This is a genomic window from Empedobacter sp. UBA2044, from assembly GCF_002333005.1.
Lineage (GTDB): Bacteria > Bacteroidota > Bacteroidia > Flavobacteriales > Weeksellaceae > Empedobacter > Empedobacter falsenii_B.
In genome coordinates, this window is the sequence record NZ_DDBA01000057.1 from 1 (window position 1) to 13,109 (window position 13,109).

Here is a 13,109-nt window from a genome sequence, read left to right on the forward strand (position 1 = left end):
AAATTCAGGGGGATATCCAAAAATGATATTGGATTACAATGGCAATGGAGCGCAAATCCTTCAATTGTTTGGTACAGTAAATTAGCAAATCAAAATTTTCTTCGTCTTTTCTCTATCAAAGTTCCAGAAAATTCGAATAATCTTTGGACGGTTCCTAATTTGTTAACCCAAAAATTTCCTGCACCAAATTTCACAGCTTCAACAAAAATAAAACTTACGCCTGAAGATGCTACAGAAGGGAAAACTGCTGGTTTATTAATCATGGGAACAGATTATCAATCTTTGGTTATCACAAATAAAAAAGATGGTTATTATTTACAATTGATTCGTGCAGAAAAAGCAGAGAAAAATAATCCAGAAAAAATTCTATCCGAAGTAAAATTAGGAACTAATGAAGTTTTCTTGAAAGTAAGAGTGAGCGAACCTAACGGAGTTTGTCAATTTAGTTTTAGTGAAAACGGAAAAAAATATACATCAATCGGAGAACCATTTCAAGCTAAACCAGGAAAATGGATCGGAGCAAAAGTTGGTATATATAGTATAAGTTCTCAAGATGCGAAACGTGGTGGTTATGCTGATTTTGATTGGTTCAGAGTAGATAAAAATGAGAAATAATGAAGACAAAACAATTTTTATATGCTTTAATTTGCTTCGTTACTTTGTCAAATTTTTGTCATGCTCAAAAAGGAAAATCAATCACCATTTTCTTAATCGGAGATTCAACTGTTGCAGATTATACAGACGATTATGATCCGGGCAAAAACTATATGAAAAACAGATATCCAATTGCTGGTTGGGGACAAGAATTTCAACCATTTTTTGCAAAAGATAGTGTACAAGATCTGAAACATTTAGCCAATAAACATATCATCGTCAAGGATAAAGCAAAAGGTGGTCGAAGTACGCGTACTTTTTTTCAAGAAGGTAGATGGCGAGAGGTTTATTCTCAACTAAAAAAAGGTGATTATGTTTTAATACAATTCGGACATAATGATGCCGCCGAAGATAAACCAGAACGATTTGTAAATTTAGAAGGTTACAAAGAATTTTTGAGATTATATGTGGATCAAACGAGAGAAAAAGGTGCAATTCCGATTATTCTAAGTCCTGTTGCAAGAAATTATCCTTGGAAAAATGGAAAGTTAGAAAATGTACATGGCGAATATCCATTTGTTGCAAAAGAAATTGCAAAAGAAAAAAATGTTGCATTCTTAGATTTAAATCAATTATCGATGGATTTTTTTAGCCAAAAAGGACAAGAATATGTAACAAAAACCTATTTCATGAATTTTGAAGCGAATTTGTACGATGCTTATCCAAATGGACAAAAAGATAATACACATTTTCAAATTGCAGGCGCAAAAGCTGTCGCATCAATTGTTTTCAAAGAATTCAAAAATATCATTCAAAACAAAACCATTAAATAATGAAAAAATACATAAAACTACTTACAGTTGCGTTAGCGGTTGTTTGTTCTTCTCATTTATCAGCTCAAGTTGATGAGAATATTTACAAAGATATTGAGTTTAATATGCCCAAAGTAAAAGAAACTTCGTTTCCAAATCGTGTTGTTTCAATTGCTCAATATGGTGCAAAATCGGACGGAATTTTCAAAAATACAGAAGCAATCAACAAAGCTATTTCAGAAACAAGTGCAAAAGGTGGAGGAAAAGTTGTTATTCCACGTGGAATTTGGTTGAGTGGTCCTATCGAAATTAAAAGTAATATCAATTTACATTTAGAAGATGGTGCTTTATTGATTTTTAGTAAAGATTTCAACGATTATCCTTTAGTTGAAACAAGCTTCGAAGGATTAAATACAACGCGTACTGCTTCTCCTATTTCTGCAAAAAATGCGCAGAATATTGCGATTACAGGAAATGGAACAATCGATGGAAATGGTGATGCGTGGCGTTTTGTAAAGAAGGGTAAAATGACAGATTCTCAATGGAAAAATCTAGTTGCGTCTGGCGGAGTTTTATCAGATGATAAAAAAACGTGGTTTCCAAGCGAAGGTTCTAAATTAGGTTATATCAGCAGTTCTAATTTTAATGTTCCTGATAAAATTAGCAAAGAAGATCTAATTAAAGTAAGAGATTTTTTACGTCCAGTAATGGTTAGTATTGTTAATTCGGATCGTGTACTTTTAGATGGTCCAACGTTTCAAAATTCACCAGCATGGAACATTCATCCGTTAATGAGTTCGAATATTATCATTCGAAATTTGAATGTTAGAAATCCTTGGTATTCGCAAAATGGAGATGGATTGGATTTAGAATCTTGTAAAAATGTGTTGATTTACAACAATACGTTTGATGTTGGTGATGATGCGATTTGTATCAAATCTGGAAAAGATAAAGATGGTCGCGATCGTGGAATTCCTACTGAAAATGTAATTATCAAAAATAACACAGTTTATCATGCGCACGGCGGATTTGTGATTGGTAGCGAAATGTCTGGTGGTGTTCGTAATGTTCATGTTTCTGGTGCAACTTTTATCGGAACAGATATTGGTTTAAGATTCAAAACGACTCGTGGTCGTGGTGGATTAATCGAAAATATTTACATCTCTAATATTGATATGATTAATATTCCTGCGCAAGCAATTGGTTTTAACATGTTTTACGAAGGAAATTCTCCGATTGTAGAAGATGATCAAAATGCAGATGACGAAAAAAGAAATGATAAAAAAGTTCCTGTAACAGAGGAAACTCCAACAATTCGAAATATATTTTTCAAAAATATTAATGTTGTAAGTTCTCACGAAGCTTTGTTTATCATGGGACTTGCAGAAATGAATATTAAAAATATTGTGGTTGAAAATTCAACTTTCGACACGAAAAAAGCTTTAAGTATTATTGACGCTGATGGAATTCAACTGAAAAATATAAAATTCAATTACAAAGAGGGAAAAGCGGTCACAATTTTTAACAGTAAAAATGTTGATTTAAGCACTACTGAATTCAAGTCAGCTACAACTCCAGAAATTAAGATTATTGGTAATGAATCTGATAAAATCAAGTTACCAAAAGCATTTGATAAGAAGAATGTAACAAGTTCTAAAGAAGTTAAAAAGAATGCAGTTATCAATTAAAAAGATTTTGTTTGTTTTTATGATGCATTTGGTGATAGCCTTCGGTCAAGTTGAGAGACCGAAGGCTTCGCCTTATACAATCGAAACGACTTACAAAAAATTAAAGAAAAATTACCCTTTTATTACGCCGATTTCTTCTAAAAACTTCGAAAACATTAATGCGTTTGAAGATATAATTTATCAAGAAAAACATCAATTAAAAGCAGATATTTATCAACCAAAAAATCAAACTAAATCCTCTATAGCAATTGTTCTTGTACATGGTGGAGGTTGGATTTCGGGTAGCAAAGAAAATCAAAAACCAATGGCTCAAACGTTGGCTTCAGCTGGTTTTGTAACGATGGCGATAAATTATAGATTAAGTGATGCTGCAAAATATCCAGCTCCTTTAGAAGATATGGATGATGCGGTTAATTATTTGAGAAAGAATCGTAAAAAACACAAACTCGATCAATCGAAAATCGTTATTCTTGGCGCTTCTGCAGGTGCTCAATTGGCAACACTTTACGGCGTAAAATCAAAGAAAATTGCTGCAATTATCAATATTGATGGAATTGTTTCTTTTATTCATCCCGAAGCTGAAGAAGGTACTTATGCCAGTTATTTTTTCGGTTATACGAAACAAGATAATTTTGAACTTTGGAAAGAAGCTTCGCCTTTAGAATATGTTACTTCTAAAACGCCTCCTACTCTATTTATCAATAGTTCGCAACCGAGATTTCGAGCTGGTAGAGATGATATGATGAAAAAATTAAGCGATTATCATATTCTAAATGAAGCATACGAAATTAAGAATTCGCCTCATTCTTTTTGGTTGATGAATCCTTGGTTTGATGAAACGAAAGACTACATTATTGATTTTTTAACGAAACGATTTAACAAATGAAAATCATTCAATTCATTTTTATAGTTTGTTTACATTTCATCTATACTAATGTAAATGCTCAATACAAAACAATTACTGTTGCAAAAGATCAACAAGCAGATTTTACATCTATTCAAGAAGCGATTAATTCGTTGAGAGATTTAGGACCAGATCAAGCTTTGATTCTTGTTAAAAATGGCGTTTATCTCGAAAAAATTAGAATTCCTTCTTGGAAACATAAAATAAAGATAAAAGGTGAAGATTCAGAGAAAACTATTATTACTAATAATGATTTTTCAGGAAAAATAGATGGTTTAACCAATCAAAAAATGACAACCTATACTTCCTACACTTTTTTGGTTGAAGCAGATGATATACAATTAGAAAATCTCACGATACAAAACGAAAGTTGTAACCAAGGTCAAGCTGTTGCTCTGCATGTGGAAGGCGATAAATTTGTGGCAAAAAATATTCGGTTATTAGGATGTCAAGATACATTGTACACAGCTACAAATAGAAGTCGTCAATATTATCAAAATTGTTATATCGAAGGAACGACAGATTTTATTTTTGGTGAAGCAATTGCCGTTTTTGAGCATTGTACCATAAAAAGTTTGGCTAATTCTTATATTACAGCTGCGGCAACACATCAAGAGCAAGAATTTGGTTATGTTTTTTTCAATTGTAGTCTTATTGCAGAAGACAATTTGACAAAAGTTTATTTGGGAAGACCTTGGCGTCCTTTTGCCAAAACAGTTTTTATACATACCGAAATGGGAAAACATATTCTTCCTATTGGTTGGAACGAATGGAAAGGTGATGCAATGTTTCCAGATAAAGAAAAAAAAGCTTATTATGCAGAATATAAAAATAAAGGTTTAGGAAATAATCCTCAAAAAAGAGCAATTTGGTCGCATCAATTAACCGAAAAAGAAATACAAAAATATACCATCGAGAATATTTTTAACGGATGGAATCCAAAGCAGAATTAACATGAAAAAAATAATTTTATCAACGATTTTATGCTTGTTTTTTAGCATAATATTCGCACAAAAAAGAACCCTATTTCTTGTTGGAGATTCGACAATGGCGAATAAAGAAAATCCAACTAAAAATCCCGAACATGGCTGGGGACAACTTTTGCCTGAGTTAATGAATTCTGATTTAGAAATTCAGAATCATGCAACAAATGGAAGAAGTTCCAAAAGTTTTAGAACAGAAGGAAGATGGAAAAAAGTTCAGAATCAATTGAAAAAAGGTGATTATGTAATCATTCAATTTGGACATAACGATCAAAAAATTGAAGATTCTGTTCGTTACACAAATCCTGTCACTCAATATCGCGCAAATTTGGAACAATATGTTACAGAAGCACGAGCAAAAGGTGCTATTCCGATTTTAATGACTTCTATTGTTCGTCGAAATTTTAATGAAAAAGGCGTTTTGGTTGACACTCACGGTTTATATCCTTTGATTGTGAGAAGTGTTGCAAAAGATTTGGATGTTCCGTTTGTTGATATGCAATATTTGACAGAGAAATTGGAAATAAAATATGGTCCAGGAAACTCTAAAAAATTGCATTTACATTATCAACCAAATGAAATTGATTATTATCCAAAAGGCAAAAACGATGATACTCATCTATCAAAACTTGGAGCCGAAGAAGTTTCGAAATTAGCTGTTAAAGAACTGATCATACTAAATATCGGCTTAGAGAAATATATTAAAAAATAAGTTTTTAGTTTTCATTCTAAATCAATACCCCTCAACAAGAAATTTTGAAGAGGGGTATTTTTGTATTTTAAAAACTAAATCTTAGGTTCTTGTTGACTCAAACAATGGAAAGATCCTAGTCCCCAAATAATATCTGTAGAATCTATTCCTACAACTTTACGATCGGGGAAACATTTCTGAATAATATCCAAAGCAATTGCATCTTTTGCACAACGATAAGTTGGTACAATGACAGATTTATTCGCAATATAAAAATTCGCATAAGAAGCAGGTAAACGCTCACCTTCGCAATAAACCGCATCCGGCATTGGCAATTCAATAATGTTTAATGGACGTCCATCTCGTAATTTCATTTCTTGCAATTGGCGAAGATTCACTTGCAACAATTCGTAGTTATCATCCGATTCATCTGTTTCAACAACCGTCAAAACTGTATCTTCATTTACAAAACGAATTGTATCATCAATGTGTCCATCCGTATCATCACCAACAATTCCGTCTTCTACCCATAGAATTTGCGAAACTCCGTAATAATTTCTTAAAAATTCTTCGATTTGTTCTTGCGAATAATCTGGATTACGATTTTCATTCAGTAAACAAGATTTTGATGTCATCAACGTATCTTTTCCATTAAATTCGACCGAACCTCCTTCCATAATAATTCCAGGATGAAAAACAGGAAGATTAAATTCTGCACCAATTCTTGTTGGCACAACATCGTCATTTTCAAAAGGTGGATATTTTCCTCCCCACGCATTGAATCCCCAATCAACAATAACTTTTGGGTTATCAGGATTGTTTTTATTCAATAAAAATGCAGGACCATGATCGCGACACCATGCATCATTTGTTTCATTAAAATAAAACTCAACTTGTGACAAATCTGCATCCGTTTTTTCGATAAAAGACAACGCAAACACTTTCATTTCTTCATCTTTCACATTAATACGAACCTTTTCACCTTTCGATAATTCAGCAATAAATTCAGCATAAGCTGGATAAATTAACTGAATACGATCTGGCCAAGATTCTTCTTTGTGCGGCCAAGACAACCATGTTGCTTCGTGTTCTTCCCATTCGGCAGGAAATCTATATCCTAAATCTTTTGGGAATTTTGATGTATCTATAGTGTTCAATTTTATTTCTTTTCTAAAAGTTTAAACGTATTTTCGATATGTCCAGTAACTTTCCAATTATCATGACCTGGAATAACTTGTTTAATTTTTGGATGTTTTGTAACTAGTTTCTGTACTGTTTTTGGCCATTCAGTAACATTTGCTTCACCTGTGTAACCTAAATTTACAGCGTCAGCACCTTTTATCAAACAACCTCCATTCAGCACTTTATATTTTGGAAACCAAACCACAACATTATCAGAAGTATGTCCTTCACCAAAATATTCAACAACAAATTTTTCATTACCAAATTTGTATGTTTTTCCTAATTCAATCTCAAATTTTGATGTCGCTTTTCCTTCTTTTTTTAATTTAGAATTGGTTAAAGAAGTTGCATAAGTAGGAATATTCAAATCATTATAAAAACTTAAATCTCCTGCTCTATCATCATGCGAATGTGTTGCAAACACAGCGATAACTGGCAAATTATACTTTTCTTGTAACATATCATTTAATTCTTGATATTGCGATTTCTGCCAAGGAACATCAAACAAAACGATTCCTTTATTCGTTACCAAATACATTCCATTTGCATTATACTCAACACCATTAAACGAATTGAATGTTTGATAAACAAATAAATTGTTATTAATCGGATCAATCTGAATTGGTTTTATTTGACCAAATGCAAAACTTCCTATCAATGCTATAAGTGAAAATAATTTCTTCATTAATCCTCGTCTATAAAACGTTTTGTAATTGGTTGATAAGAATCGATGCGGCGATCTCTTAAGAAAGGCCAGTGTTTACGGAAGAAATCAGATTCGTTCAAATCCAATTCAACCACTTCTGTTTCCTCTTTATCATGCGTTGCTAAGTACAACAATTTTCCCTGCGCATTTGTCGCAAAAGAGCCTCCCCAGAACTTCATTGCTCCATCTTGCTCAAAACCAACACGATTTACAGAAATAACCGGAACTCCATTCGCAACCGCATGTGAACGCTGAATTGTTTGCCAAGCATTGTATTGATCTTGATTTGTTTCTTCGTCTTGCGTCGTATCCCAACCAATCGCAGTAGGATAAAATAAAATTTCCGCACCCATCAATGCTGTAATACGAGAGGCTTCTGGATACCATTGATCCCAACAAATTAATACACCAATTTTTCCAAATTTAGTATCAAAAACTTTGTAACCTAAATCCCCTGGAGTAAAATAGAATTTTTCATAAAACGCAGGATCATCTGGGATATGCATTTTACGATATTTTCCTAAATATTGTCCATCAGCATCTAAAATAGCTGTTGTATTGTGGTATAAACCTTGCGCACGTTTCTCAAATAAAGAAGCAATAATTACAACTCCTAATTCTTTTGCTACAACTGATAACGCATCTGTTGATGGTCCAGGAATTGATTCTGCTAAATCGAAGTTGTCGTAATCTTCTACATCACAGAAATATAATGAGGTAAACAATTCTTGCAAACACACAATTTGAGCGCCTTTTGCAGCTGCTACTTTTACTTGCTCTATTGCTTTGTTTAAATTTTCTTGTTTGTTATTAGTACAAGTCATTTGTACCATTCCAACTTTAACTTTTGCCATTTTATAAATAGGTCTAAAAATAAAAATGAATAATAATTACAAAAATAGCGAATTTAGTAGGATTTAATCTATTAGAATTTATATTTAAGAATATTTTATGTTTCAAATGTGATGAAATTTAAATTTCTATAAATCTATCTAACAATGCTATTTTGAGAACAGATTTAAGAAAATTTTAAAAAAAATTTACCTAAATATTATAATTTTTAACAAGTCTTTATTAAATTGTAACTTCTAATTTTGTCGCGAATAATTTAAAACATGAAAAAATTAATTGCCCTTTCTTGTCTTTTTAGCGGAATATTTATTTCAGCTCAAAGTCAAGAAAGTTACATTTTAGCAGAAAATTCTGCCTCTTCATCCACTTCTATCTCTACAAAAAAAGTAACTTATGACGATCATTTAATGGCAGCAGAATCATTCAACATTCCAATCGTGAAGAGTTTTGATGATATTGAAGGTTTAGTTGCTACAAAAAAATTAGTTGCAATTCCTGAAGAAGGAAATGGGTACACAATTGAGAAATTAACACACAGTAAAGCTTTTTTAAATAACAGAGCAAAAACTGTGTTGGAACGAATTGCTTCAAAATTTCTGGACGAAAACAATGCTACAATTACTGTAACTTCGCTTACCCGTTCTGAAGAAAGTCAAGCAAGTTTAAGACGAGTAAATAGCAATGCAGCAAAAGGCGAAAGTTCTCATAACTATGGTGCTTCTTTTGATTTGTCGTATACAAAATTCAATAATAAATATACGTATAGCAAAACTCATCGTGATAATTTAGAAGCGATTTTAAAACAATTGCAAGAAGACGGTAAAATTTACTATATCAAAGAATATAGACAACACTGTTTTCATGTAACGGTTCGTAATCCCGATCAATTTAAATCAACAACAATGTAATATATAAAAGTTCTTTTCTATTTTTGCAGAAGAGAATTGAATCATGAAACAATTTTTAACAACTTTTTTTATTTGCTCTTCTTTATTCGGTTACGCTCAATCTCGAGTTATTATAGAACCTTCTAAAGAATATGTTCAGCATTTGAATGCCGCAAAATCTCATAAACTTGAGCTAATTGATGGTGATAAAAAGTTGAACAAATATATCAATCAAGGTAAATTGGTTAAAATAAAACAACGTGGTTATGGTTGGCGAGTTGGTGATTTAACGCATAGTCATTCGTATCTTATTCCAAAAGGTCGAGATATTTTGACAAGTATTGCAAGAGATTTTGTAAAAACAACAGGTCAAAATTTTTTCGTTGTTACATCAATGACACGAACGCTACATGATCAAAATCGTTTGAGAGGAATTAATAAAAATGCTTCTTCTAATGATAGTTCACATAATTTTGGTGCTGCTTTTGATATTTCTTATGTTAGGTTTAATCATAAAATTAGACCTGATTCTAAACTAGAAAAAGAGTTAGAACAAGTGCTAAAAAATTATGTTAGAACAGGTAAAATTTACTACGTAAAAGAATCTAAAATTAGATGTTTTCATATTATCGTTCGGAATTATTAAATTCTGAACGATTTTTTTTTGTTTGTAAATAATAACTATACAATAATCCTATAAACACAAACAAACTACAAAAACCAAATAAGTTTGACATTCCAAACAAACTGATAACACCACCAATTAGAGGACCTGTAATTCCCAATGAGATATCAATAAACAAGCCATACGCAGCTAAAGCAGCTCCTTTACTATTATCTGAAACCAAAGCAACAGCCTCTACTCCCATCGCAGGAAAAACCAATGAAAAACCAATTCCTGTAATACCTGCACCAATAAGAGCGATAAAAGAATTTGGCGCACTAAAAAGAATTAATAAACCTATCGTTTCGACTATCATGCAAATAATTCCAACTTTTAATCCTCCTAATGTATTAATTGAACTATTAAAAAATAATCGTCCTACAATAAACAATAAACTGAAAACACTTAAACATAAAGCTGCATTCGACCAACTATAAAAGTCGTAGTAAAGTGTTATAAAATTAGAAATTCCTCCAAATCCAAGACCTGCAAGTGCTAAACAAATTCCAAAAGGAGCCACTGTTTTCAATACACTTATAAATGGTTGCGGAACTTTTGAAACTGCAGTTAATATATTCTCTTTATTTCTAGCTAAAAAATAACCTATAATCGCACAAACAATACTAAACAAACCAATAAAACCAAGTCCAAAATATTGATTTAAGATAACTCCCAATGGTGCTCCAATTGCCAATGCACCATAACTAGCAACACCATTATAAGAAATTGCTTTCGCTGTATGTTGTTGTCCAATTTTTAAAATTGCCCAGTTTATTGGACTTCCACCTACCATTCCTTCTGCTGCACCAGTAACCAATCTCGCAAGTACAAGAATAGCTATTGACAAAAAATGATTGTTTCTTGTGAAGTAACAAAAGTATAATAAAACTCCTGCTAAAATAAACAAACTCATACTCAATAAAACGGCTGGTTTAGGACCTTTTGTATCTACGATTTTTCCCGCATAACCTCTCAATATAAAAGTTATCACATATTGCAAACTAATTACAATACCCGCTACAAGCTCAGTAAAACCTAATGTTTTTGTAATAAAAATAGGTAAAATAGCCAACGGTAAACCTATAAGTAAATAACCTATAAATGAAAAACTTACATAACCTATAATTTGCATGAAAATTTGTCGTGAACTCATGCTTAATTTCTCTTCCATAACATAATGCAATCGGTTGCAAATTTAGAATATTTAATAATCAAAGACAATTATTCATCCATTATTAAATTTGAAAATATATTATTCTTATTTACTTAAATTTAATCTTTACTTATTGTTGTGTTAATCCGAATACCGCATAAAATATAGAATTTTAACATCTACAAAACAAGAAATTCACACAATGAAAAAAATCGTATTATCGCTAGTATTATTTGGAAGTTTTTATACTTCTGTCAACGCTCAACAACTTGCTAAAGGAATTGTTTTTGAAGATAAAAATCAAAACAATAAATTCGATAAATCAGAAAAACGTTTGGCAAACGTGCAAATTAGTAACGGAAAACAAGTTGTTTCGACAAATGATAAAGGAGAATATCAAATCGAGATTGATAACGAAACTATTTTGTTTGTCATTAAACCAACAAATTACAAAGTTCCTACAAACGAATTCAATCAGCCACAATTCTACTACATCAACAAACCTAATGGCTCTCCAAAATTAGAATATGCAGGTTCTGCTCCGACTGGAAATACTCCAAAGAGTATTGATTTTGCTTTAATTCCTACAAAAGAAAACGAAAAATTTTCGGCTTTAATTTTTGGTGATCCTCAAGCTTATACAGAAGAAGAAATCGAGTATTTCTCTAAAGGTGTAATTGATGATGTTAAAGGAATTAAAGGAATGGAATTCGGACTTTCTTTAGGAGATTTGGTTGGTGATGATTTGAATTTGCATCCATCTTATATAAAAGCTGTTTCGAAAGTTGGTTTACCTTGGTACAATGTTATGGGAAATCACGATATGAATTATGATGCAAAAGAAGATCAATATTCGGATGAAACGTTCGAGAAAAATTTCGGTCCAAATAATTATTCATATAATATCGGTAAAGCACATTTTATTGTTTTAGATGATATTTTATATCCAGATCCTCGTGATGGAAAAGGATATTGGGGAGGTTTCCGTCCTGATCAATTAGAATTCATTAAAAATGATTTAAAATTTGTTCCAAAAGATCATTTAATTGTTTTAGCATTTCATATTCCGTTGCGTGACACACGTCCAGAAGATAGAAATCAATTATTCGAATTGTTAAAAGATTACCCAAATACAATTTCAATGTCTGCTCATACACATTTCCAAGAACAGATTTTTTATGCAAATCAAGATGGTTGGCAACAACAAAAACCTCATCACGAGTACAATGTTGGAACAACTTCTGGTGATTGGTATTCGGGACCGAAAGATGCAAAAGGAGTTCCAGCCTCTACGATGCGTGATGGTACACCAAAAGGTTATGCTTTTTTACATGTAGATGGTAATCAATATAAATTTGATTATAAAGTTGCAAATTCACCAAAAGAAAAACAAATCGACCTGTACCACACAAAAAAAGTAAAAGAAGGTAAACGCAATCGTGCTTTTTTATATGCTAATTTCTTTATGGGACATGAATCAAATAAAGTTGAATATCGTGTAAATAATGGTGAATGGAAAGAGATGAATTGGGATCCAACAGTTGATTACAATTATATGGAAACCATCATGAAAATTGATAATGCAGAAATTACAAATATTGGTAACAGACCTTCTGCTCCAGAAATTTCGAAACATATTTGGTCAGTTCGTTTACCGAATAAACTAAAAGTTGGAACTTATCCAATTGAAGTTCGCGCAACCGATTTGTACGGAAACACTTTTACAGAAAAATCTTCTTTCGAAGTTATTAAATAACCGTTTTATACACATCTTGATAAGCCACTTCTTTTGAAGTGGCTTTTTTAAATAAAATATTTTACAATTTATTCATGTTAAATAAAAATCAATAAACCTTTATTCAAATGTAAAACTAATATCAAGACCTCTATTTTAGTAATGTTTACTTAAAAATCTCTTAACCATGAGTTAAACAACTTCATAAAAAGAAGTTCTAGTTTTGTTAAAATTTTTAACACATAAACATTTCACATT

Annotated in this window: 13 protein-coding genes; 9 read left to right on the forward strand and 4 right to left on the reverse strand. The window is 31.7% G+C overall.

Going from position 1 to position 13,109, the window contains the following annotated elements; genetic code table 11:
- The 6 genes from B4E59_RS09720 to B4E59_RS09745 form a co-directional block, all read left to right on the forward strand.
- A partial coding sequence (locus tag B4E59_RS09720) for a beta-xylosidase family glycoside hydrolase (RefSeq protein WP_524535946.1) occupies positions 1 to 615 on the forward strand: 615 nt, incomplete at its 5' end.
- Positions 615 to 1,427: a rhamnogalacturonan acetylesterase gene (locus tag B4E59_RS09725; RefSeq protein WP_286495610.1), complete on the forward strand. Its 813-nt coding sequence runs from the start codon at positions 615 to 617 to the stop codon at positions 1,425 to 1,427. The genes B4E59_RS09720 and B4E59_RS09725, both read left to right, overlap by 1 nt.
- Positions 1,427 to 3,094 carry a glycoside hydrolase family 28 protein gene (locus B4E59_RS09730; protein ID WP_221855156.1) on the forward strand — a complete coding sequence of 556 codons (1,668 nt, stop codon included), beginning with the start codon at positions 1,427 to 1,429 and terminating at the stop codon, positions 3,092 to 3,094. The genes B4E59_RS09725 and B4E59_RS09730 overlap by 1 nt, the downstream gene beginning before the upstream one ends.
- The gene (locus B4E59_RS09735) at positions 3,078 to 3,980 is read left to right on the forward strand and encodes an alpha/beta hydrolase (protein ID WP_219034313.1); all 903 of its coding nucleotides are present in this window, start codon (positions 3,078 to 3,080) and stop codon (positions 3,978 to 3,980) included. The genes B4E59_RS09730 and B4E59_RS09735 overlap by 17 nt, the downstream gene beginning before the upstream one ends.
- Positions 3,977 to 4,951, forward strand: coding sequence for a pectinesterase family protein (locus tag B4E59_RS09740; protein WP_286495611.1), 975 nt, complete (start codon positions 3,977 to 3,979; stop codon positions 4,949 to 4,951). Before B4E59_RS09735 ends, B4E59_RS09740 begins: the two co-directional genes overlap by 4 nt.
- A 1-nt stretch (position 4,952) precedes the next feature.
- Positions 4,953 to 5,693: a rhamnogalacturonan acetylesterase gene (locus B4E59_RS09745; RefSeq protein WP_286495612.1), complete on the forward strand. Its 741-nt coding sequence runs from the start codon at positions 4,953 to 4,955 to the stop codon at positions 5,691 to 5,693.
- A 74-nt stretch (positions 5,694 to 5,767) separates the two neighbouring features.
- On the opposite strand, the gene B4E59_RS09750 is transcribed toward B4E59_RS09745, so the two are convergent.
- The 3 genes from B4E59_RS09750 to B4E59_RS09760 are packed head-to-tail and all read right to left on the reverse strand — an operon-like array spanning position 5,768 to position 8,414.
- On the reverse strand, positions 5,768 to 6,829 hold the full coding sequence (locus B4E59_RS09750; protein WP_219034310.1) for an agmatine deiminase family protein: 1,062 nt from the start codon (positions 6,827 to 6,829) through the stop codon (positions 5,768 to 5,770).
- Positions 6,830 to 6,831: 2 nt separating this feature from the next.
- A complete protein-coding gene (locus B4E59_RS09755; RefSeq protein ID WP_114999921.1) occupies positions 6,832 to 7,539 on the reverse strand; it encodes a subclass B1 metallo-beta-lactamase EBR-4 in 708 nt (235 codons plus the stop codon).
- Positions 7,539 to 8,414: a carbon-nitrogen hydrolase gene (locus tag B4E59_RS09760; protein WP_038333641.1), complete on the reverse strand. Its 876-nt coding sequence runs from the start codon at positions 8,412 to 8,414 to the stop codon at positions 7,539 to 7,541. The genes B4E59_RS09755 and B4E59_RS09760 overlap by 1 nt, the downstream gene beginning before the upstream one ends.
- Positions 8,415 to 8,675: 261 nt before the next feature.
- Here B4E59_RS09760 and B4E59_RS09765 point away from each other — a divergent pair, with 261 nt between their 5' ends.
- A complete protein-coding gene (locus tag B4E59_RS09765; protein ID WP_114999918.1) occupies positions 8,676 to 9,320 on the forward strand; it encodes a DUF5715 family protein in 645 nt (214 codons plus the stop codon).
- Positions 9,321 to 9,363: 43 nt separating this feature from the next.
- Complete coding sequence (locus B4E59_RS09770) at positions 9,364 to 9,945, forward strand: DUF5715 family protein (RefSeq protein ID WP_219034309.1); 582 nt, start codon at positions 9,364 to 9,366, stop codon at positions 9,943 to 9,945.
- Here B4E59_RS09770 and B4E59_RS09775 read toward each other — a convergent pair.
- A complete protein-coding gene (locus tag B4E59_RS09775) occupies positions 9,926 to 11,116 on the reverse strand; it encodes an MFS transporter (protein ID WP_291052708.1) in 1,191 nt (396 codons plus the stop codon). The genes B4E59_RS09770 and B4E59_RS09775 overlap by 20 nt on opposite strands.
- 202 nt (positions 11,117 to 11,318) lie before the next feature.
- Between B4E59_RS09775 and B4E59_RS09780 the strand changes: the two genes are divergently transcribed.
- Positions 11,319 to 12,872, forward strand: coding sequence for a calcineurin-like phosphoesterase C-terminal domain-containing protein (locus B4E59_RS09780; protein ID WP_221854778.1), 1,554 nt, complete (start codon positions 11,319 to 11,321; stop codon positions 12,870 to 12,872).
- The last annotated feature ends 237 nt before the right edge of the window (positions 12,873 to 13,109 follow it).